Genomic DNA, 22,779 nt, shown 5'->3' with positions numbered 1-22,779 from the left:
ACCGGCCGGGGCGCATGGGCATGTCTTTTCAGGCTAGAAGCGGCTTATAGGCAAATGTATTTGTAAACGGAACCCCATAAATCGCGGAATCGACAGGAATCGCGAGGAGAGGGTCGTTGCAGCGTTTAGCGCTATCGATGCCGGTCTTGACCGCCGGAACTCCGTCGCCCTCGCGAATATCCATCAATCCAATATATAGTGTGGTACAAAGCGCGAGGTGTCGCGTGTGACCGGTGTGTCGTCTTCGCGGATGCCGATGCCGGCCGGTTGTCCGGCGATGATCCAGGAACCGATGACGGTCCAATCGTTGCCGAAGCGGGGAAGGAGCCGCAGCGCCTGCCTGATATAGCCTTCCGCGCCATAGGGGCCGTCGACCCGATAATTGCCTCCGTCCGCCTGATGGTTGACCAGCGTCACATTCGCGCCCTCGCGGGAGAGCAGCGGCTTGCGGACATATGTCTCGCCAAGGGTTTCGGCGCGGGGATCGTCATCGAAATAGGCGGGAAGCAGATTTTCATGATTGGGGAACATGTCCCATAGAACCGGCAACAGTCCCTTGTTCGAAAGCGTCAATTTCCACAGAGGCTCGATCACCCTGGTCGGCGTCGCCGGTAGATGGCGACCGAAGGGCTCGCGCACCATGTCTTCCAGCGGATAAAGCTTGAACAGGCAATCGACGCGCCGATCCTGCAAGTCGGTCAGCCAATGTTTGGCATCGACGCCGATATCCGCCATGCCGAGCAGCGTCGTCTCGCACCCTGCCTGGGCGGCGCAGTCGACGAGGTAGTTCAGCGTCACCAAATCCTCTTCCGATTCCAGAACGCCGGCGAAATGCATTCGTCCGGATGGGCCGGCGAGAAACCGCAGGGCATCGATCAGTCGCTCATGGATCGAGTTGAATTGGTCGGCGGTCCGCGGGATTTCTCCGCGCGCCTTCATGTCCTCGAGCCATTGCCACTGGAAGACGGCGCTTTCGAACAGGCTCGTGGGGGTGTCGGCGTTGAATTCCAAAAGTTTCGCTGGTCCGTTGCCGCCGTAAGCGAGGTCGAAGCGGCCATAGAGATCGTGCTCCCGGTTGCGCCACGACCGGGCGACTGCGTCATGATATTCCGGCGGGATCGCCATGCGGGACATCAGACCGGCATCGGCAACGATCCGGTCGACCGCGCCGTAGCACATCTGCAGGAGCGTGGCGGACGGGTCCTCGAGCTTGGTTTCGATCTCGTCCAGTGTGAAGACGTAGGCATGGCGCTCGTCCCAATAGCGCTCGCCGTACATGGAGTGGATGGAAAAGCCGCAGGCCTCGGCATCGGCCTGCCAATCTGGTCTTTCGCTGACGACCACACGTTTCATTGACGGATTTCCTCAACTCGAAAGGTGAAAACCGCGGAAGCCCCAGCCGCCGCGTTCCGCCGTTGTCGTCGAACTGGCCGAACGTTCAGAAAACCAGCGTCCGGATCCACCGCCGCCGCCCCCGCCACCGCCGGATGACGAAGAATAGGAGGGCTGGGTGTCGTCATCCTTCTTTCTCGGCGCATAATCGCGATTTGTGATCGGCGTGCTGTTGGCGAGGCTTCGCCCGGCGGCGGTTCTGAAATCGCTACTGCCGCGCGGTTGGTATAGTGCATTGGCATTGTAGGTCTGTGCGGTGTTGCCGACGACGTAGCCGGCCATGAAAGGAATAAAATGGCCCAAGCCGGCACGGTGAGCGTCTGTCGTAGGCTGGCAATCGTTGACGCCATAGTCCTTTTCACATGCGGCGGCCGTCTCGTAGGCCGGCGCATTCTGAAGACGCTCTTTTTCCGCTGCGGCAAAATCGGATCGACATCTCTCCGCCGTAAAGATGTCGTCGGCGATGCAGGCATCGACGTCCTTGTAAATTTTGGCGGTGTTACTGTCCTTCTGGCCACAGCCCGTCAGCGCCGCCGTTCCCATCAGCAGCAGTGACACACTCATCGATCGTTTCATCAAACCCTCGGCGCATAGCGCATATGTTCACGCGCCTTTACACTTCAATTATGACGTGCATGTACTTACTCAACCGCAATGTACCGCGAAACGCGGAATTGCGGTTGTCCACATGGTTATAAAATGCAACGTAAAGAATATTGGCGCGTCCAAAGACGTAGGTGGGCGCCTGAGATATTTAAAGAATATCCGCCCAGTTTTTGTTGCTGTCTAAGGCCCGAAAGACACGATGGTGAAAATTTTCTTTCCGCTTTTCATAATTTAAAGTGGCACGATATATCTCAGAATGCGTTAGAGTCTTTTGTTAGGGACCTGCATCGCCGGGAGGTGCAATATGGATTGGAAGGGGCGTCGGCAATCCGACAATATCGAGGATGAGCGTGGCTCATCGCCGATGAGCGGCGGCACGGGTGGCGGCGGCTTCCGATTCCCCGGCGGAGGTATCGGCGGCGGCGGTTTGAGTTTCCGCACCATTATCGTACTCGTCGTGATTTTCCTGATCCTGAGGGCGATGGGCGTCGACGTTATCGGCCTGCTACAGCAAAGCGGCATGTTGGAAGGTGGTGGATCTGGTTACGAGCAGAGCGATTCCCGTGGCGGCAATGCTCCGCCCGCCAATGACGAGATGAAGCAGTTCGTCGCAACGGTGCTCGCCGACACAGAAGACACCTGGACCGGCATCTTCAAGTCGATGGGCCAGACCTATACGGATCCGAAGCTGGTGCTGTTCTCCGGCAGTTTCCCCTCGGCTTGCGGGCAAGCTTCGGCGGCCACCGGCCCCTTCTATTGCCCGAGCGATCAGAAGGTCTATCTCGACATGGCCTTCTTCAAGCAGATGAAGGACCAGTTCGGCGCAGCCGGCGATTTCGCCCAGGCCTATGTCATTGCGCATGAAGTCGGCCATCATGTTCAGGACCAGCTCGGCATTCTGCCGAAGTTCAATCAGGCCCGCCAAACCATGAGCGAGGCAGATGCCAACAAGTTGTCAGTGCGGATCGAGCTTCAAGCCGATTGCCTTGCCGGCATCTGGGGCAAGTTCACGCAGCAGAAAGGCATTCTGCAGGAAGGCGACCTCGAAGAGGCGCTGAATGCCGCGCAGCAGATCGGCGACGATACGCTGCAGAAGCGCAGCCAGGGTTATGTTGTTCCGGATAGTTTCAACCACGGCACCTCGGCCCAGCGTGTGAAATGGTTCAAGCAGGGCTTCGACTCCGGCAAGCTCAGCAACTGCGATACGCTGAACAATCCGGTTTAAACGGAAATACCTTCTCCCGGCGGGGAGAAGGTGACGTTTCCTACTTCTCGCTATCCATATGCGCCAACTGCGCTTCCGGATAGCGACCGCCGGCGGCGGCGTCCTTCGGGACTGCGCGTTCGATCGCTGAGAAATCCGCTTCGGACAATTGGACGGATAACGAGCCGAGAGCCTCGGTCAGGCGATCGCGGCGGCGGGCACCAATGAGCGGGATGATGTCCGCGCCTTGGGCGTCGACCCAGGCGATGGCGATCTGGGCGACGCTAACGCCCTTGGCATCTGCGATCTGGCGCAGTGCTTCCACCAATTCCAGGTTCTTATCGACATTGCCCGCCTGGAAGCGCGGGCTCAAGGCGCGGAAGTCGCCTTTCTGCACCGCATCCTTCTGCCAGTGACCGCTGATCAGGCCGCGGGAGAGGACGCCGTAGGCGGTGATGCCGATGCCGAGTTCGCGGCAGGTGGGCAGGATCTGATCCTCGATGCCGCGCGAGATCAGCGAATATTCGATTTGCAGATCTGCGATCGGATGCACGGCCGCAGCACGGCGGATCGTATCGGCGCCGACCTCGGAGAGGCCGATATGCCTGATATAACCGGCCTTGATCAGATCGGCCATGGCGCCGACCTGCTCTTCGATCGGGACGTTCGGATCGAGGCGGGCAGGGCGGTAGATATCGATATGGTCAACGCCGAGGCGCTGCAGCGTATAGGCGAGAAAGTTGCGGATTGCGGCCGGACGGGCATCATAACCCAACCAGGCACCGGCGGGATCGCGCAAGGCGCCGAACTTGACGCTGAGCAGGAAATTGTCGCGCTTCAGACCTTTGATCGCTTCGCCGATCAACATTTCATTGTGGCCCATCCCATAGAAATCGCCGGTATCGAGTAGGTTGATGCCGGCGTCGAGGGCGGCGTGGATGGTGGCAATGCTCTCGGCGCGATCGGATGGTCCGTACATGCCGGACATGCCCATGCAGCCGAGGCCGATGGCGGACACTTCGGGGCCGGTCTTACCCAATTGACGCATCTGCATTTCAGGTCTCCTTCATCAGCGGCGCTCCAAGGGCGTCTTCGAGATTGGTTTTACTGCATTGGCTGTTGTGCGATAATCCGTGTAAATCGAAACAGGTTGTTTGGAATTTTGCATAATGAACGATTTGCCGCTTGCCGATCTCGATGCCTTTGCCGCTGTCACGCGCGAACGCAGTTTTCGTGAGGCGGCGCGGAAACGCCGTGTCTCCGCATCATCATTGAGCGAGGCGCTGCGGCGGCTCGAGGAGCGGCTCGGCGTGCGTCTGCTCAACCGTACCACCCGCAGCGTCACACCAACAGAGGCCGGCGAACGGCTCATCGAGCGGCTGGGACCGGCGATGGGCGAGATCGCCACCGCGCTTGACGATATCAACACATTTCGTGACAGTCCTGGCGGCACTCTGCGGCTCAATGTGCCGACCGTGGCAGCCATGGTCATCATGCCGGGCATCATCAACCGTTTCCTGAAAGCCTATCCGGGTATCTCGGTAGAAATCGTCGCCGAGGACAGTTTTATCGACGTGCTGGCGGCGGGCTATGATGCCGGTATTCGTTACGATGAGCGGCTGGAGCGCGACATGATCGCCGTTCCGATCGGGCCACGGGAGCAATGCTATGTCACCGCCGCGTCGCCGGCCTACCTTGTGGCAAATGGTACGCCCCAGCACCCGCGCGACATTCTCGACCATCGCTGTATCCGCCATCGTTTCCTCGGCAGCTCTGCCTTTCCCTGGGAGTTCGAAAGGGAGGGCGAGAGGATCGTCATTTCGCCGCCCATGGTTCTCGCCACCAACTCCGTCGATATCGAGCGCAGCGCCGCCTTGGAGGGACTTGGTATCATCCGAACCTTCAGGGAGTTCGTCGCGCCGCAGATTGCAAGCGGTGACCTCATACCGATTCTCGAAGACTGGGATACTGCTTTTCCCGGGCCATTTCTCTATTATGCCAGCCGCCGCCATATGCCGGCACCGCTTCGAGCCTTCGTCGATTTTCTCAAATTGGAGCAGCGGCGGATGAACGAGGGGTAGGGCGTCATCCTCATGTCAAAGATCAAAAAAATCGGTCGGTGAATCAGGAAGATTGAAGCGTTCACGCATTGTTTCCGGCAAAATCTTTAGGTAAGGGGGACGCTGCGGTTTTTCGTTCACGTTCTGTCTCTTCATGGAGATGGGGCCACCAATAGGCAAACTCCATGATCGATCAGAAATTCGTCCGTCGCGGCCTTTTCCTCGTCTTCGTCACCCTCTTCCTCGACGTCATCGGCATCGCCATCATCATGCCGGTCATGCCGAAATATCTGGAGGAACTGACGGGCGCTTCAGTCAGCGAGGCGGCAACCGATGGCGGCTGGCTATTGCTTGCCTATGCGGCCATGCAATTCCTGTTTTCGCCGCTGATCGGCAATTTGAGCGATCGTTTCGGTCGCCGCCCGATCTTGCTTGCCTCCGTGTTGACCTTCGCGATCGACAATTTCATCTGCGCCATTGCCGGCAGCTACTGGATATTGTTCGCCGGTCGCATCCTGGCCGGTGTCAGCGGAGCGAGTTTCTCGACATGCTCCGCCTATATCGCCGACATCAGCAATGACGAGAACCGGGCTAAGAATTTCGGCCTGATCGGCATGGCCTTCGGCGTGGGTTTTGTCCTTGGACCTGTGATCGGCGGTTTCCTTGGGGAATTCGGCCCGCGCGCGCCCTTTTACGGTGCAGCGGCGGTGGCCTTCATAAACTTTATCGGTGCCTATTTCCTCCTGCCGGAAACGCTGGAAGCGAGGAACCGCCGCCGTTTCGAATTTTGGCGCGCCAGTCCGCTCGGCGCATTGCGGCAAGTGGGCCGCTATCAGGGCCTTGGCTGGGTCTTCGTTGTCATGTTCTTCAACTGGCTGGCGCATGGCGTGTTTCCGGCGGTCTGGTCCTTCGTCAGCTCCTATCGTTATGAATGGACCTCGTTGGAAATCGGCCTTTCGCTCGGCACCTACGGCATCGGCATGGCGCTGGTGATGGGGCTGGCTCTGCCTCGCATCGTTTCGGTGCTCGGCGAATGGAAGACTGTGGTGTTCGGGCTTACCTTTTCCGGCATCGGCTTGCTGGGATATGCTTTCGCCTGGCAGGGCTGGATGGTCTATGCCGTGATCGTCGTCACCGTGATCGAAAACGTCTCGGACGCGCCGCTGCGCTCCATTGCTGCAAGCAAGGTGCCACCATCGGCGCAGGGCGAACTGCAAGGCGCTCTCGGCAGCTTGACCAGCATCACCGCCATCATAGGGCCGGTGCTGTTTCCCTACCTGTTCCGTTATTTTACCGACCCGTCCGCGCCGGTCGTTTTCGCCGGCGCCCCTTTCATCATGTCGGCGATCCTGATCGCGGCCGCGGTGATCGTCTTTGTCGCCAGGGTGCAGAAGAGTGAACCGAAAGCCGCGGCAGAGCCGGCTGTTCAGGAAGTGGCCTAAATATTCATCAGATATTTTGATGATACGATGAATTCTTCAGCATCGAGGCCTTGCCGGCTGGCTTTTCACGCAAAGTTGCGCTAAGCCGACAATCTTGCGCACCCTTGGGTAGGTGGTCTGCGCGTTCTTAAACCGAGTTTTCGAGATGGATATGCCGGTAGCTGCGCGCCTGTCCGCGCACGACAACAATAATTCGTGGTTTGCGCATCTCCGCGCCACCCTGGCGCTTGGCATCCCGCTGATCGGCGCGCAACTGGCGCAGCTTGGCATCAATACGACCGATGTCATGATCATCGGTCGTCTCGGTGCCGAGCAACTGGCCGCCATGGTGCTTGCTGGCCAGTTCCTGTTTACGATTCTGCTCTTCGGTTCCGGTTTCGCCATTGCCGTCGTGCCGTTGGTGGCGCAGGCCTTTGGTCAGGGTGATGTCACGTCGATCCGGCGGGCGCTGCGCATGGGCCTCTGGGCCGTCACCATCTATTGGCTGATTGCGCAGCCGGCCTTTCTTTATTCTGACCAGATCCTATTGGCGGCCGGACAGAAGCCCGACGTGGCGAAGCTTGCGAGCGATTATATTGCCATCGGCCATTTCGCGGTGTTGCCGGGCTTGCTCTACAACGTCATCCGGGCCTTGGTCAGCGCCATGGGTCGGGCAGGCGTCATCCTTTATGTCACCCTCACCATGCTGGTGATGAACGCCGTGCTTGCCTATTGCCTGGTGCTCGGCCATTTCGGCATGCCGGCGCTCGGGCTGCGTGGTGCCGCCATGGTGTCGGTCGCGGTGCAGACGGCGGGCTTTCTATTCATCGTCGGCTATGTGCAGAGCCGCCAGGACACACGACGCTATGAAATCTTCGTCCGTCTTTGGCGGCCGGATTGGCATGCGTTGTGGGAAGTCGTTCGCCTTGGTTTTCCGATCAGCATCACGGTTTTGGCTGAAGTCAGCCTGTTCACGGCCGCTTCGCTGCTGATGGGTCAAATCGGCACGATCGAGCTTGCCGCGCATGGTATCGCACTGCAATGGGCGTCGATCGCCTTCATGATCCCGCTCGGCCTCAGCCAGGCGGCGACCGTGCGGGTCGGTGTCGCGCATGGACAGGGCGATCACTTCGGGCTGAAGCGGGCAGCCATCGTGGTGCTCATCGTTTCGAGTTGTATTGCGTTCTGCGGCAGCATCCTGTTCGCGACAGCACCATCCTGGCTCGGAAGCTGGTTCCTTGACGTCAAGTCGGTCGACGCGCCGCAGGTGCTCGCCTATGCGGCGCCGCTGATCGTCGTGGCTGGCCTGTTCCAACTCGTCGACGGCCTGCAGGTGGTCGCCAGTGGTCTGCTGCGTGGCCTGAAGGATGCGCGCGTACCGATGATCATGGCGCTGATCGCCTATTGGCCGATCGGTTTCTTCCTGGCATGGCTGCTGGCCTTCCCGCTTGGCTTCGGCGGGATCGGCATCTGGATCGGCTTTTTGCTCGGCCTTGGCTCGGCCGCGACCATGCTCTGCGCGCGATTCTATATCCTGATGCGCTCCGAGAAATTGGCCGGCTGAAGCCCGGCCAATTTTGATATCTGGCGGCGAGACTGCTGACAAAAATTGACAGCATGTTCGTCTATAGTCATCTCATACCAACGACGGGAGATGACCATGACATTCAAAGCAAGCGATCATATTGATGCCGCGCTTTTCCCGCGGGAAGATTCCTCTGATCAGGGCAAGATGGTTCGCCTCTTCCCGCACGCCAACGCGTCCGGCCGGCGGCCCGAGCCGGTGCAGAAATCCTATTGGCTCGCCGTTGCCAGCGCGGAACATGTTCGCCATGGGAAAGAGCAGGGCTTCATGCAGGTTTGCCACGGCAAACCGGGGCCGCTGAAGCGCATCAAGCCCGGTGACGGTATCATCTATTATTCTCCATCGATAACGATGGGAGGCAAGGACGGTTTCCAGAGCTTCACAGCCATTGGCTATGTCCGTGAGGGCGAGCCGTATCCGGCGCAGATGGATTGTGGAAAGGCCTATCGCCGCGATGTCGACTGGCTCGATGCGCCCGAACAGCCGCTCCGTCCATTGCTGGGCTGGCTGGATTTTACCCAAGACAAGAACTGGGGCTACAAACTGAGGTTCGGGCTTGTCGCCTTTGGCGCGTCCGATTTTGAATTCCTGCAGGAGATCATGACGAGCGAGTTGGAAGTCGTGAAGCAGCGTCGCCTGCAGGCGTAAGCCGATGTGAAGACATATTCCTCCCAAGTCGACACACAAAAAAAGCCTCGGATTGTTTGCCAATCCGAGGCTTCTTTTTATGGATTCGGGCAGTCGGTGTGCTCAGGCGCGCTCGGCCAAAGCCGGTTCGCCCTTCTTCTCGCGCACGAGATTGACGAAGCGGCGGAAGAGGTAGTGGCTGTCCTGCGGGCCCGGGGAAGCTTCCGGGTGGTGCTGCACGGAGAAGACCGGCTTGCCGGCAACGCGCAGGCCGCAATTGCTGCCGTCGAAAAGAGAAATGTGAGTCTCTTCAACGCCTTCCGGAAGGCTGTTCGAGTCGACTGCGAAGCCGTGATTCATCGAGACGATCTCGACCTTGCCCGTGGTGTGATCCTTGACCGGGTGGTTGGCGCCATGATGGCCCTGATGCATCTTCGCCGTCTTGGCGCCGAGCGCGAGGCCGAGCATCTGGTGACCGAGGCAGATGCCGAACAACGGGATTTCCGTCTTCAGCAGGTCCTTGATGACAGGCACGGCATATTCGCCGGTTGCCGCGGGGTCGCCGGGACCGTTCGACAGGAAAATGCCGTCGGGCTTCAGCGCCAGCACGTCATCGGTGGATGCGGTTGCCGGCAATACGGTGACCTTGCAGTCGAGGCCGGAGAAGAGGCGCAGGATGTTGCGCTTGACGCCGTAGTCGAGGCAGACGACGTGATATTTGGCGTCGTCGGCATTGAGTGCGCCATAGCCTTCGTTCCAGATCCAGGGCGTCTGCGCCCATTGCGACGATTGGCCTGAAGTGGCGACCTTTGCGAGATCTAGGCCTTCCAAGCCGCTCCAAGCCTTCGCATCCGCCTTCAACTGCTCGATGTCGAAGACGCCGTTCGGGTCATGGGCGATGACGCCGTTCGGCATGCCGTTTTCGCGGATCCAGGCGGTCAGCGCGCGGGTGTCGATGCCGCACATGCCGATGATACCGCGAGCCTTCAGCCACTGGTCGAGATGCTTTGCGGCGCGATAGTTCGAAGGATCGGTGATATCGGCCTTGAAGATGACGCCGACGGCGCCGTGGCGGGCGGCATGCGTCAGATCTTCGATGTCTTCGTCGTTGGTGCCGACATTGCCGATGTGGGGAAAGGTGAAGGTAACGATCTGACCGAGATAGGAGGGGTCGGTCAGAATTTCCTCGTAACCTGTCAGCGCCGTATTGAAGCAGACTTCGGCCTGGACCTTGCCGGTCGCGCCGATGCCCTTGCCTTCGATCACGGTGCCGTCAGCGAGAACGAGCAGAGCACTCGGCTTTTCAGTTGTCCATGGGGCTGTCGCGGTCATTATCATCCCGTTTCCGGCGTCGTGCGCGGCCTTGAAAAGACCGGGGGCTTCCGCCATGTTTGTCGCAGATTGCAGCCGGCGACGTGCGTCGCGGCTTGAGACCTTCATATCGATCTAATGTGCAGGTGCTGGACATAGCCAAACAAGGCGTGTCGGTCAATGCGCCCCGTTCGTTTCCTGCCAAGGAATTCGCCAGCTTTCGATCGCCCGGACGTAATTGCATTGATCGCCGCTCATGGTCTATGAGACTGGCAACATGAAATGAGAGGCTGGGCGATCGTCGCCGGCCTGCTTAGGGAGTTTAAGACATGATCCGCGAAACGCTTTCCACCGCCCAGAAGGGTGCCATGAGGGCCAAGGACGCGGCGAGGCTTTCGACCGTGCGCCTCATCCTCGCCGCGATTAAGGACAAGGACATCGCCAATCGTGGTCTCGGCAAGGAACAGGCGAGTGACGACGAGATTTTGCAGTTGCTCGCCAAGATGATCAAGCAGCGCGAAGAGTCGGTGAAGATCTACATCGATGGTGGCCGCCCGGAACTGGCCGACAAGGAGCGCGAGGAAATCGCTGTTATCCAGGGCTTCATGCCCGAGCAGCTTTCCGACGAGAAGGTGCGCGAGATCTGCGTCGCTGTCGTCGCCGAGCTCGGTGCGCAAGGCCTGAAGGACATGGGCAAGTGCGTCGCTGCCCTGCGCGAGCGCTATGCCGGGCAGATGGATTTCGCCAAGGCTTCGGGGATTCTCAAAGAGCTGCTGAAGTAAGTATTGGTGGCTCCGTCGGCGCTGGCTCGGGCTGCGCGCCGAAGGCCTCTTCCCAGACGGCGCCGATGATGGCGAATTTTTCCGTCTGGTAATCCCAATATTCCTGAATGAAGCCGCGCGAGAGCCAGAAGTGGCTCTTGCCCGGACTACCGGTCCAGCCCACGCTTCCCATACTCGATGCCTTGCTCATCAGCCGCTTCACATGCGTTCTTGAGATTAGGAATCGGTCGCAGATTTCGGTGAACGAAATCGGGCCGATGACCATTCTTGCCGCTGTCGGATCGATCGTTGCGATGCGGGACATCAGGTAGTCCATCACCACGCCGCCGGAATTTGCCCAAGTGAAGAGATCGAAGGTCTCGCCGGGATGACGCACCCGGTCGTTGGCAATGATTCTTGCTGCGATTGCCGGCTGCAGCGCCGCAATGATCTCCGGTCGCTCGACAAAAGTTGCTATCCGGTTGCCGCCATCCAGGCTGTCGAGCACCATCAGATGGATATAAAACCATTTCGATAGATGTTCCACCGCCGCTTCGGTCGGCTCTATTGGTCGCAGACGCTTGATTGGTGGATCGGCCAGATAACGCAAAAAGCGGTAGGTCAACATTTCCTGGATGAAGCTCAGCGCCGTATTGTGGCTGGCGATCTCATGTTTGAGAACGTAATCGACAAAGCGGCGGGCATACAAGCCCGGCTGCTCTCCATCGATTCCGCCGTAATACAGTCCGAGGCCAGCTTGGGCCATCAGCCAGCGCTGCTGCGAAGCAAAAATTGAGCTTGCGCGTGGATTGTCAGCGTAGGCGGCAACCATCTCCCGCGCGCAGCCGAGAACAGCTGTGAAGAAACCAAGGTCAGAGGTAAGCTCTTCCGCAGCGAACGACATATAGTGATTTCCGATGAATTAGGGAATTCATTGGCATCGCAGTATCAATTGTCAATTGAATTTGGATGCTGTGGCGTAAAATTGAAAGTTTCTAATATACTTGCGGCGGCTACAGATTTGACGAGCTGACGGCGGCGGACGAAAGCGACACCAAGCTTTGCGCGTCTCTCATCAGCCTTGACCGCAAATAAAGAAGGCAGGAGCTGGGGGAGCTCCTGCCTTCTTGCGCTTTGCAGCCGTTTGATAACGCAGGGTGGGGCCCAAAAATCAAACGTCTATTGCAAAGGCACCCAGGTGAGGCGGCGCCGGGGGTAGGGATGGTGCCTCACCTGGGTATGGGGTGAACTTTACCTGATGATCCTGACTTGCTGGGGCAAATCCATGCCTTGCGACTCCAGCCAGGATACTTGAATTTTGATGCCGGCCTTGAGAGCCGGAACTTTCATATCAACAGGCAGCTGGTAGCCGGCATCGGTATAAAGCACGTTGCCAGTAGCCGCAGGAGCCACACCGTCCGTCATCGTAGCCGAGCCATAGGTGGCCGTGGCGAAGAGGGCGGCGGCAGCAAAGGGTACGAGCAAAACGCGCATTTGAATTCTCCTAAACAGAAAACCTGTACCTTAGGTTTCCAGTCCAGCGGGACGTCTAGGCATGTCGCGTCGCGAAGCATTTTCTTCGCCGGCTTGTCTCGCCCCGTGAGAAGAACGCTATTGCGGCGCACACCAACAATCAAATTACAAAAAAATAATGTTTGGCTTACGAACTATGCCCCAAATGCGCCACCAGCGCGCAGGATCGCGCGCCTTTCGATCTTCGATAATGATTGCGCCTGCGTCGTCGTACGCTCTTGGTTATTCACCCTGATAATCAGTAACTCTTTGCTTTTTCAGATTTTTTTTGCGCGGCCAGGCTGTGTAGCCGCGTTTCCGTGATGCACATACAAGCTGCAAAGCTTTCCTTGGGCCCTGCCTCAGACGATGCCAAAACCGCCATCCAAGCAAGCGCGCGAACATGAATTGAGCCGAGGTTTTCACGGAGTTGTGATCGGAAAGGTTGAATTCGACCGCCGCATGAAGAGGGCTGTGAATAGCGGGCGTGGCGGAGGGTTCTCGTGGCAATGCGCTCGGTTCCTGATTATATGGGGGCAGGCCAGAGGTAGTCATGCGATTTTCCAATACGTTTCTCGATGAGATTCGCGACCGCGTTCCCATTTCGGACGTGATCGGTCGACGTGTGACCTGGGACCGGCGCAAGACCAATGTGCCGCGGGGTGACTATTGGGCCTGCTGCCCGTTCCATGGCGAAAAATCACCGAGCTTCCACTGTGAAGACCGCAAGGGCCGTTACCATTGCTTCGGCTGCGGCGTCACGGGCGATCATTTCCGTTTCCTGACCGAACTCGAGGGGCTTAGTTTTCCCGAAGCGGTGCAGCTGATCGCCGACATGGCAGGCGTTGCCATGCCGGTCGCCGATCCCATGGAAGCAAAGCGCGAAAAGGAACGCACGTCGCTGCTCGACGTCATGGAAATGGCGACGCAGTTCTTTCAGGATCAGCTCCAGACGGCAAACGGTGCCAGGGCACGCGCCTATCTGCGCGACCGCGGCCTGACCGGTCGCACCATTGAGACCTTCCGCCTTGGCTACTCGCCGGACAGCCGTAATGCGCTCAAGGAGTTTTTAGCCGGCAAAGGCGTATTGAAAGAACAGATGGAAGCCTGTGGCTTGGTCGTGCATGAGAATGTGCCGGTCTCCTACGACCGTTTTCGCGATCGCATCATGTTCCCGATCCTATCTTCGCGCGAAAAGGTGATCGCCTTCGGCGGCCGCGCCATGTCGCCGGATGCGCCGGCGAAATATCTCAATTCCAATGAGACGGAACTCTTTCACAAGGGCAATGTACTCTACAATTTCACGCGCGCGCGCCGTGCCGCCCAGGGGAATGACGGCGCGGGAACGATCATCGCCGTCGAAGGCTATATGGATGTCATCGCGCTGCATCAGGCCGGGATCGAGAATGCCGTCGCGCCGCTCGGCACGGCGCTGACGGAAAACCAGCTCGAACTTCTATGGAAGATGACGCCCCAGCCGGTGCTCTGCTTCGATGGAGACGGCGCCGGCATTCGCGCCGCCAATCGCGCTGCCGATCTGGCGCTGCCGCATATCAAACCAGGCCGCACCGTCCGTTTCGCGCTTTTGCCGGATGGAAAGGACCCGGATGATCTTGTCCGCCATGAAGGCCGCGCGCCTTTCGACAAGGTGATGGCACAGGCAAAGCCGCTGGCGGAAATGATCTGGAGCCGCGAAGCAGGCAGCGGCGCCTTCGATACGCCGGAGGCGCGCGCCGAACTTGAGGCGCGACTGAAACAGATGGTTTCGGTCATATCAGACGAGAACGTCCGCCGGCACTATCAGCAGGACATGCGCGATCGGCTGAACGGCCTGTTTCAGCCGCAGTTTCAGCGCGGCGGCAATCAGCAGGGACGCGGCTTTTCCCGCGACGGCAATGGCCGCAATTTCGGCGGTCGCGGCGGGCCGGGCCGGGATCGGCAGCCGGCCAACAATGTGACGGCGTCTGATCGCTTGACGCGTTCGGGCATGATCAAGGGTCATCAGGACATACCAGGGCTGCGCGAGAGCGTATTGGCGTTGACCATCGTCAATCATCCGCTGCTGCTGCAGGACGAATATGATGAGATCGCCGCGATCGACTACGAAAGTCGCGAATTGCAGCGTCTGTGGTCCGCCTTGTTGGGTACGGCAGCAGCAATGGCCGGCCCGCAGCTCAATCGCGAACGGCTGCTCGAACAGTTGGAAGAGCAGGGTTTTGCCGCATTGCTGAAGAGCCTCGACCAGCAGGTGCGCAATGCCCGCCTCTGGACGGCGACTGAGGAAGCCGCGACGGAAGATGCGCGGGAGGGCTATCGTCAGGCGCTTGCGCTTCACAAGCGCTCGAAAGCATTGCGTTGGCACAAGATCGAGCTGCAAAGCGCAATTGCCGAGGCAACGGAAGACGGCGATGGCGACCTCATCGAACAGCTCATGCGCGCTTTGCAGGAAGTGCAGCTCGAAGCTTTGCGCCTGGAAAACCAGGAAGCGATCATCGATGGGTTTGGCGTGCTTTCCGGCCGCATCAAAGGGTCCGCGGGGAAATAGGGGATAGATGTCACAGCCAGATCGACAGGAGCAGCGATTTTCCGCCGACGATGCGCTGTTCGGCAACCGCGGCTTCGGAGCCGCGCCGCTCGATATCCTCAAGCGGGTCTATGGCTATTCCGCCTTTCGCGGCAAGCAGCAGCAGGTGGTCGACCATGTGGTTTCCGGCGGCGACGCGGTCGTGCTGTTTCCGACCGGCGCCGGCAAATCGCTGTGTTTCCAGATTCCGGCCTTGTGCCGCCAAGGCGTCGGCATCGTCGTTTCGCCATTGATCGCCCTGATGCGCGACCAGGTCGAGGCGATGAAGCAGCTCGGTATCCGCGCGGCGGCGTTGAACTCGTCCTTGTCGCGGGAAGAGGCAAGCGATGTCTATCGCGCTATCTCCAGCGGAACGCTCGATCTGCTCTACGTCACACCGGAACGCATTTTGACGGATGGCTTCAGCCAGATGATCGCCAAGGCGAAGATTGCCTTGTTCGCCATCGACGAGGCGCATTGCGTCTCGCAATGGGGACATGATTTTCGCCCGGAATACCGTGATCTCGGCAGGCTTGCGGAGCTCTTTCCCGATGTGCCGCGCATCGCGTTGACGGCGACGGCCGATCCGCATACGCGCGACGACATCATCGAGAGGCTGGCGCTCGATAATGCCAAGGTTTTCACCACCAGCTTCGACCGGCCGAACATCACCTATGAGATCGTCGAGCGCGATCAGCCGCGCCAACAATTGCTGCGTTTCCTCGATGGTCATCGTGGCGATAGCGGGATTGTCTATTGCCTGTCGCGGGCCAAGGTCGAGGATACCGCGGAGTGGCTGAACGGGCAGGGCATTCGCGCGCTTGCCTATCACGCCGGCATGGATCGATCGGTCCGCGACGCCAACCAGGATGCCTTCCTGAAGGAAGAGGATCTTTGCCTGGTGGCAACGGTCGCCTTCGGCATGGGCATCGACAAGCCGAATGTCCGCTATGTCGCCCATCTCGATCTTCCCGGCTCCGTCGAGGCCTATTATCAGGAGACGGGACGCGCGGGCCGCGACGGCTTGCCGTCCGAAGTCTGGATGGCTTACGGCATGGCCGACGTCATCCAGCGGCGGCGGATGATCGACGAGGGCAATGCAGCGGAAGAGATCAAGCGCGTCGAGCGCGCGAAGCTGAACGCATTGCTCGCGATCTGCGAGACGGCCGGCTGCCGACGCCAGGCAATCCTTGCGCATTTCGGCGAACCTCACGCCGGCGGTTGCGGCAATTGTGATACTTGCCTGAAACCGGTCGAAACCTGGGACGGCACCGAGGCGGCGATCAAGGCGCTCGCTGCCGTCTACCGGACCGGCGAACGTTTCGGCACCGGCCATGTCATCGATGTGTTGATGGGGACGGTCAATGAGAAGACCGAGCGTTTCGGCCATGTGAACATGCCGGTCTTCGGGGCGGGTAAGGATATTCCCTCGCGCATCTGGCAGTCCGTCTTCCGACAACTGCTGGCGAGTGGCTTTGTCAGCATCGATCATACTGCTTTCGGCGCGATGAAGCTGGAGCCGGAGGCGCGGGCGGTCTTCAAACGCGAGCGTCAGGTTTTCTTCCGCAAGGATCGGCCGGAGACGGGCCGGCGCACCAAGAAGGCAGGGCGGATCGAGAAGCGGCAGTCAAGCCTGTCGAGCGAGGCGCAGCCATTGTTCGAAGCGTTGAGAAGCGAGCGCGCGAGGATCGCCAAGGCGCTCGGCGTGCCGCCCTATGTCGTGTTCCCGGATACAACACTGATTGCTTTTGCTACGGAGCGACCGACGAGCCGCGATGCGCTCCTGGGCATTTCGGGCGTGGGGCAGGCGAAGCTGGAGCGCTATGGGGATGCGTTCTTGAAGGCGATAGAGAATTTCACCGATCGGTGACACCTTCTCGCCAGGCGCACTCACATCCTGACGGTCATGCCGCCGTCGACGGTCAGCACATGACCGTTGACAAAGGAGGCGGCGTCGCTGGCGAGAAACAGTGCGGCGCCGGCGATCTCGTCAGGACGGCCCCAGCGTTGAACGGGAATGCGCTGGCGCACGAAGGGCATAAGCTCTTCGTTCGCCGCCATCGCGGCGTTCGTTTCCGTCGCGAACCAACCCGGTGCGATGGCATTGCTTGTGATGCCGTGCGGGCCAAATTCCACGGCCATGCCGCGCATAAGGCCAGTGAGCCCTTGTTTGGCCGCAGGGTAGACGCAGTCTCCCGGCATGGCGACATGGCCGCTGATCGAGGTTACCGAGATCAACCGTCCATGACCATGACGTTTCATCAGGCGTGCAGCGTTGCGCGAGAGCGTGATCGAGGCAGCCAGATCCGTGTTGAGGAGGGCAAGGATCGCTTCGTCGTCGAAGTCGGCCAGCGGGCGTCTGTCACGGGCGCCGACATTGTTGATCAGTATGTCGAGCCGGCCGTGGTTCCTTTCGATATCCGCCATTGTCGCACGCTGCGCCTCGTGATCGGCGATGTCGAAAGCGGCGGCTTCGGCGGTGCCGCCTGCCGCACGAATGGTTTCCACGGCGCTGTCTAGCGTCGCAGCCGTACGTCCGTTGATGACGACATGCGCTCCTGCGCCGGCAAGCGCCTTCGCCATCTCCAGACCGAGACCGCGACCACTACCGGTGACGAGCGCGACCCGACCCTCGAGCGAAAACCTATGGAATATGCTCATCACATCCTCACCAGACAGAACTGGCATTATGTTTGCAGGCAAATAGTGGACTCAGTCAAATAATTTTTGCAATAGTTACGAGCAATACCGTGTCGTTCACTGCTATATCGTATGAGCGTCAATGCCTCGCGTATTTTTGCCGCTGCTGAATGCAGCAAGAAACCAAATCCTGTGTTATTTCTCGGGCCGTCTCCGCCCACGACCAGCATCGGAATGCGACGATGACCTCTGAATTCATATCCCATTTGCGTACAGAACTTGCCGGTCTGAAGGATGCAGGCCTCTATAAATCCGAGCGCGTCATCACCTCCAAGCAGGCAGGCGAGATTGCCGTCGTGGGCGGCGAGCGGGTTCTGAATTTCTGCGCCAACAACTATCTTGGCCTCGCCGACAACGAGGAGCTGGCCGAAGCGGCGAAGAAGGCGCTCGATCGCTATGGCTACGGCATGGCCTCGGTGCGCTTCATCTGCGGAACGCAGGAAGAGCACAAGCAGCTTGAGGCACGGATATCGGCCTTTCTCGGCATGGAAGACACGATCCTTTATTCCTCCTGTTTCGATGCCAATGGCGGGTTGTTCGAGACGCTGCTGTCGGAGGAGGATGCGATCATCTCCGATGCGCTCAACCACGCCTCGATCATCGACGGTGTGCGCCTCTCCAAGGCGAAGCGCTTTCGTTACGCCAATAACGACATGGCGGCCCTGGAAGAGGAGCTGAAGAAGGCCGAGGGCAGCCGTTTCAAGCTGATTGCCACCGACGGTGTTTTCTCCATGGATGGCATCATCGCCAATCTCGAGGGCGTCTGCGATCTTGCCGAACAATATGGTGCGATGGTCATGGTCGATGACAGCCATGCCGTCGGCTTCGTCGGCGATCATGGTCGCGGTTCGCCGGAACATTGCGGCGTCGAGGGCAGGGTCGACATCATCACCGGTACGCTTGGCAAGGCGCTCGGTGGGGCATCGGGTGGATATACCTCCGCAAAAGCCGAGATTATCGATTGGCTGCGGCAGCGTTCGCGCCCCTATCTCTTCTCAAACACGCTGGCTCCGGTCATCGCGGCTGCTTCGCTGAAAGTCTTTGATCTGATCGAAAACGGCAGCGATCTGCGCGACCGGCTCCGTGGCAATGCCAAGTTCTTCCGCAGCGAAATGACCAAGCTCGGTTTCACGCTGGCCGGCGCCGATCACCCGATCATCCCCGTCATGCTCGGCGATGCCAAGCTAGCGCAGGAGATGGCGGCGCTGATGCTGAAAAAGGGCGTTTACGTCATCGGCTTCTCCTTCCCGGTCGTGCCGAAGGGTCAGGCGCGCATCCGCACGCAAATGTCGGCGGCGCATTCGAAGGCCGATGTCGAGCGCGCGATTGCAGCTTTTGCCGAGGCGGGACGCGAACTCGGAATCATTTGAATCGGATGGAGACGGCAGCTCATGTCGAACATGATGAAGGCGTTGGTCAAATCGAAGCCGGAAGTCGGGCTGTGGATGGAGAATGTGCCGGTTCCCGAGGTCGGGCCGAACGATGTGCTGATCCGGGTCAGGAAATCGGCGATCTGCGGCACGGATGTGCATATTTGGAACTGGGACCAGTGGGCGCAGAAGACCATTCCGGTGCCGATGGTCGTCGGTCACGAATTCTGCGGCGAGATTGCGGAGATCGGCTCGGCGGTGACGAAATATCATGTCGGCGAGCGTGTCTCCGGCGAAGGACATATCGTTTGCGGTAAGTGCCGCAACTGCCGGGCGGGCAGGGGACATCTCTGCCGCAATACGCTGGGCGTCGGGGTCAATCGCCCGGGCTCCTTCGGCGAATTCGTCTGCATTCCGGAAAGCAACGTCGTGCAGATCCCTGACGATATCCCGGATGAAGTGGCGGCGATCTTCGATCCCTTCGGCAATGCCGTGCACACCGCGCTTTCCTTCGATCTGGTGGGCGAGGATGTGCTGGTTACCGGCGCGGGGCCGATCGGCATCATGGGCGCCATGGTCGCCAGGCGTTCGGGCGCACGCAAGGTGGTCATCACCGATATCAATCCGAATCGGCTGGCGCTCGCCCGCAAGCTCGGTATCGAGTATGTCGTCGACGCCTCGAAGGAAAACTTGGCCGATGTAATGAAGTCTATCGGTATGACCGAAGGTTTCGATGTCGGTCTGGAAATGTCGGGTGCCGCGCCCGCTTTCCGCGACATGATCGACAAGATGAACAATGGCGGCAAGATCGCCATTCTCGGCATCGCGCCGGCCGGCTTCGAGATCGACTGGAACAAGGTGATTTTCAAGATGCTCAATCTGAAGGGCATCTATGGCCGCGAGATGTTCGAGACCTGGTACAAGATGATCGCCTTCGTTCAAGGCGGGCTCGACGTCTCGCCGGTCATTACCCATCGCATCCACATCGATGATTTCCGCGATGGCTTTGAAGCCATGCGTTCTGGTAATTCCGGCAAGGTGGTAATGGACTGGATTTGACCAAATTCGTGGCCCGGCCGCATCAGCATTGCCGCGAACTGCGGAAATGCGGGTGGTTTCATGGGCCTGCCCTTGTCAACGCGCGGGGACTTCCTAAATACGGGAAGCAATTGTTTCTGGGCGTGTTGGGCCTGTGGATAAGGCTTTTTCACGATTTTAACAGGCTTTTTTGCTGGAAAAGCTTGACGAGAGCAAAAATTGTAGGAATCACCGTTTGTCCTCGGAAAAACGGTGAAGTGGGTCAGGCGGATCACGTATACCATGGCCGGAATTCCAAACGCAATCCAGCTTTGCTGTTGGGAGCCGGTGATCGTGGTTAATCAGGCATTAAAGGTCATTCCGTTAGGTGTTTGTCGGTGATTCGGGGCTGGCGCGAGGCGTGCCGGGCCAGAGCGGTCAGTCACCGCGTGTAAGTTTCAAGCGTCAGGGAAAGCGACGATATAGAGATGGCAACCAAGGTCAAAGAGAACGAAGAAGCTGAAGTCGAACGCGACGGCGCCTCGGATGGCCCGCTTCTCGATCTTTCCGACGACGCGGTCAAGAAGATGATCAAGGCCGCGAAAAAACGCGGCTACGTGACGATGGACGAGCTCAACGCCGTTCTGCCGTCCGAAGAAGTGACGTCCGAGCAGATCGAAGATACGATGGCTATGCTCTCCGATATGGGCATCAACGTCATTGAAGACGAGGATGTCGAAGAGGCGGGCGCGGCAGCCAGTGGCGGCGACGACGACGATTCCAGCGGCGACGAGGATGGTGAAGGCGGCGAGCTTGCGCCTTCCGGCGGCTCGGCGCTTGCAACGACCAAGAAGAAAGAGCCTACCGATCGCACCGACGATCCGGTGCGCATGTATCTGCGCGAAATGGGCTCTGTCGAGCTGCTGTCGCGCGAAGGCGAAATCGCGATCGCCAAGCGCATCGAGGCCGGCCGCGAAACCATGATCGGTGGCCTCTGTGAGAGCCCGTTGACGTTCCAGGCGCTGATCATCTGGCGCGACGAACTCAACGAAGGCACCACGCTGCTGCGCGAAATCATCGATCTCGAAACGACCTATTCCGGTCCCGAGGCCAAGGCTGCGCCGCAGTTCCAGAGCCCGGAAAAGATCGAGGCCGACCGCAAGGCGGCCGAAGAGAAGGAAAAGGCCCGCGGCCGCCGTTCCTCCGGGGATGACGACATCACCGACGTCGGCGGCGAAGGCATGCCGATCGAGGAGGAGGAAGAGGACGAGGACGAATCCAGCCTCTCGCTCGCCGCGATGGAAGCAGAGCTTCGCCCGCAGGTCATGCTGACGCTCGACACGATCGCCGAAACCTACAAGAAGCTGCGCAAGCTGCAGGACCAGCAGGTCGAGCAGCGCCTGTCGGCTTCGGGTACGCTGTCGTCCGCACAGGAGCGCCGCTACAAGGAGCTGAAGGACGAGCTGGTCAAGTCGGTCAAGTCGCTGTCGCTGAACCAGAACCGCATCGACGCTTTGGTCGAGCAGCTCTACGACATCAACAAGCGCCTCGTGCAGAACGAAGGCCGCCTGCTGCGTCTTGCCGAATCCTATGGCGTCAAGCGCGATAGCTTCCTGGAACAGTATCAGGGTGCTGAGCTCGATCCGAACTGGATGAAGTCGATCGGCAATCTTGCCGCCCGCGGCTGGAAGGAATTCGCCAAGAGCGAAAACACCACGATCCGCGACATCCGCCAGGAAATTCAGAACCTTGCGACCGAAACCGGCATTTCGATCTCGGAATTCCGCCGCATCGTTCATATGGTGCAGAAGGGCGAACGCGAAGCGCGTATCGCCAAGAAGGAAATGGTCGAAGCGAACCTGCGCCTCGTCATCTCCATCGCCAAGAAATACACAAACCGCGGCCTACAGTTCCTCGACCTCATTCAGGAAGGCAATATCGGCCTGATGAAGGCGGTCGATAAGTTCGAATATCGTCGCGGTTACAAGTTCTCGACCTACGCTACATGGTGGATCCGTCAGGCGATCACCCGTTCGATCGCCGACCAGGCCCGCACCATCCGCATTCCGGTGCACATGATCGAAACGATCAACAAGATCGTTCGTACGTCGCGCCAGATGCTGCATGAAATCGGCCGTGAGCCGACGCCGGAAGAATTGGCCGAAAAGCTTGCCATGCCACTCGAAAAAGTGCGCAAGGTGCTGAAGATCGCCAAGGAGCCGATCTCGCTCGAAACCCCGGTGGGTGACGAAGAGGATTCGCATCTCGGCGATTTCATCGAGGACAAGAACGCGCTGCTGCCGATCGATGCCGCCATTCAGGCCAACCTGCGCGAGACGACGACCCGCGTGCTGGCTTCGCTGACGCCGCGCGAAGAGCGCGTGCTGCGCATGCGCTTCGGTATCGGCATGAACACCGACCATACGCTCGAAGAAGTCGGCCAGCAGTTCTCGGTTACGCGCGAACGTATCCGTCAGATCGAAGCCAAGGCGTTGCGCAAGCTGAAGCATCCGAGCCGCTCCAGAAAGCTGCGCTCGTTCCTTGATAGCTGAGCAGGTTGCTTTGTTGCTATGAAATTAGAACCCGGTTCGTACAAGCGAGCCGGGTTTTTCGTTTTGTCAGATGTGCCTGCACTGCACGCTTCGCGACA

General features: G+C 59.3%; 18 protein-coding genes. 11 read left to right on the top strand and 7 right to left on the bottom strand.

The window, feature by feature from the left end:
- Positions 1-183 precede the first annotated feature (183 nt).
- Together ACXHXG_RS09150 and ACXHXG_RS09145 are read right to left on the bottom strand one after the other, a co-directional pair.
- Complete coding sequence (locus ACXHXG_RS09150) at positions 184-1,353, bottom strand: glutathionylspermidine synthase family protein (RefSeq protein WP_457899099.1); 1,170 nt, start codon at positions 1,351-1,353, stop codon at positions 184-186.
- 12 nt (positions 1,354-1,365) lie between these two features.
- Complete coding sequence (locus ACXHXG_RS09145; protein ID WP_158704479.1) at positions 1,366-1,956, bottom strand: DUF1190 domain-containing protein; 591 nt, start codon at positions 1,954-1,956, stop codon at positions 1,366-1,368.
- A 346-nt stretch (positions 1,957-2,302) separates the two neighbouring features.
- Here ACXHXG_RS09145 and ypfJ point away from each other — a divergent pair, with 346 nt between their 5' ends.
- Positions 2,303-3,223 (top strand): KPN_02809 family neutral zinc metallopeptidase, encoded by a 921-nt coding sequence (ypfJ, locus tag ACXHXG_RS09140; protein ID WP_104823700.1) that lies wholly within the window; start codon positions 2,303-2,305, stop codon positions 3,221-3,223.
- A gap of 40 nt (positions 3,224-3,263) precedes the next feature.
- On the opposite strand, the gene ACXHXG_RS09135 is transcribed toward ypfJ, so the two are convergent.
- Positions 3,264-4,256, bottom strand: coding sequence for an aldo/keto reductase (locus tag ACXHXG_RS09135; RefSeq protein ID WP_457899098.1), 993 nt, complete (start codon positions 4,254-4,256; stop codon positions 3,264-3,266).
- 115 nt (positions 4,257-4,371) lie between these two features.
- On the opposite strand from ACXHXG_RS09135, the gene ACXHXG_RS09130 reads away from it, so the two are divergent.
- From ACXHXG_RS09130 to ACXHXG_RS09115, 4 genes are all read left to right on the top strand, one after another.
- Positions 4,372-5,283, top strand: a complete 912-nt coding sequence (locus tag ACXHXG_RS09130; RefSeq protein WP_457899097.1) for a LysR family transcriptional regulator — start codon at positions 4,372-4,374, stop codon at positions 5,281-5,283.
- Positions 5,284-5,447: 164 nt separating this feature from the next.
- On the top strand, positions 5,448-6,704 hold the full coding sequence (locus tag ACXHXG_RS09125) for a TCR/Tet family MFS transporter (RefSeq protein ID WP_457899096.1): 1,257 nt from the start codon (positions 5,448-5,450) through the stop codon (positions 6,702-6,704).
- Between the two features lie 145 nt (positions 6,705-6,849).
- Complete coding sequence (locus ACXHXG_RS09120; protein ID WP_457899095.1) at positions 6,850-8,247, top strand: MATE family efflux transporter; 1,398 nt, start codon at positions 6,850-6,852, stop codon at positions 8,245-8,247.
- Positions 8,248-8,343: 96 nt separating this feature from the next.
- Entirely contained in the window at positions 8,344-8,916 is a 573-nt protein-coding gene (locus ACXHXG_RS09115) for an EVE domain-containing protein (RefSeq protein ID WP_104823695.1), read from the top strand.
- Positions 8,917-9,018: 102 nt separating this feature from the next.
- Here ACXHXG_RS09115 and carA read toward each other — a convergent pair whose 3' ends face one another.
- On the bottom strand, positions 9,019-10,227 hold the full coding sequence (gene carA, locus ACXHXG_RS09110; RefSeq protein WP_457899094.1) for a glutamine-hydrolyzing carbamoyl-phosphate synthase small subunit: 1,209 nt from the start codon (positions 10,225-10,227) through the stop codon (positions 9,019-9,021).
- Positions 10,228-10,535: 308 nt separating this feature from the next.
- Here carA and ACXHXG_RS09105 point away from each other — a divergent pair, with 308 nt between their 5' ends.
- Positions 10,536-10,988, top strand: a complete 453-nt coding sequence (locus ACXHXG_RS09105; RefSeq protein WP_457899093.1) for a GatB/YqeY domain-containing protein — start codon at positions 10,536-10,538, stop codon at positions 10,986-10,988.
- On the opposite strand, the gene ACXHXG_RS09100 is transcribed toward ACXHXG_RS09105, so the two are convergent.
- Together ACXHXG_RS09100 and ACXHXG_RS09095 are read right to left on the bottom strand one after the other, a co-directional pair.
- A complete protein-coding gene (locus ACXHXG_RS09100; RefSeq protein WP_457899092.1) occupies positions 10,969-11,871 on the bottom strand; it encodes a hypothetical protein in 903 nt (300 codons plus the stop codon). The genes ACXHXG_RS09105 and ACXHXG_RS09100 overlap by 20 nt on opposite strands.
- Positions 11,872-12,218: 347 nt before the next feature.
- Complete coding sequence (locus ACXHXG_RS09095; protein WP_457899091.1) at positions 12,219-12,461, bottom strand: hypothetical protein; 243 nt, start codon at positions 12,459-12,461, stop codon at positions 12,219-12,221.
- A 571-nt stretch (positions 12,462-13,032) separates the two neighbouring features.
- Between ACXHXG_RS09095 and dnaG the strand changes: the two genes are divergently transcribed.
- Complete coding sequence (gene dnaG / locus ACXHXG_RS09090; protein WP_457899090.1) at positions 13,033-15,024, top strand: DNA primase; 1,992 nt, start codon at positions 13,033-13,035, stop codon at positions 15,022-15,024.
- A gap of 7 nt (positions 15,025-15,031) precedes the next feature.
- Entirely contained in the window at positions 15,032-16,912 is a 1,881-nt protein-coding gene (gene recQ, locus ACXHXG_RS09085) for a DNA helicase RecQ (RefSeq protein ID WP_457899089.1), read from the top strand.
- A gap of 20 nt (positions 16,913-16,932) precedes the next feature.
- Here recQ and ACXHXG_RS09080 read toward each other — a convergent pair whose 3' ends face one another.
- Entirely contained in the window at positions 16,933-17,703 is a 771-nt protein-coding gene (locus ACXHXG_RS09080; protein ID WP_457899088.1) for an SDR family oxidoreductase, read from the bottom strand.
- Between the two features lie 221 nt (positions 17,704-17,924).
- Here ACXHXG_RS09080 and ACXHXG_RS09075 point away from each other — a divergent pair, with 221 nt between their 5' ends.
- From ACXHXG_RS09075 to rpoD, 3 genes are all read left to right on the top strand, one after another.
- On the top strand, positions 17,925-19,112 hold the full coding sequence (locus ACXHXG_RS09075) for a glycine C-acetyltransferase (RefSeq protein ID WP_457899087.1): 1,188 nt from the start codon (positions 17,925-17,927) through the stop codon (positions 19,110-19,112).
- A gap of 21 nt (positions 19,113-19,133) precedes the next feature.
- Positions 19,134-20,171, top strand: coding sequence for an L-threonine 3-dehydrogenase (gene tdh, locus ACXHXG_RS09070; protein ID WP_457899086.1), 1,038 nt, complete (start codon positions 19,134-19,136; stop codon positions 20,169-20,171).
- A 446-nt stretch (positions 20,172-20,617) separates the two neighbouring features.
- Complete coding sequence (rpoD, locus tag ACXHXG_RS09065; protein ID WP_104823686.1) at positions 20,618-22,681, top strand: RNA polymerase sigma factor RpoD; 2,064 nt, start codon at positions 20,618-20,620, stop codon at positions 22,679-22,681.
- Positions 22,682-22,779 lie beyond the last annotated feature (98 nt).

Source organism: Rhizobium sp. LEGMi-198b (assembly GCF_054114205.1).
The sequence above is the reverse complement of the archived record's forward strand: the minus strand, read 5'-3'. Positions and strand labels throughout refer to the sequence as shown.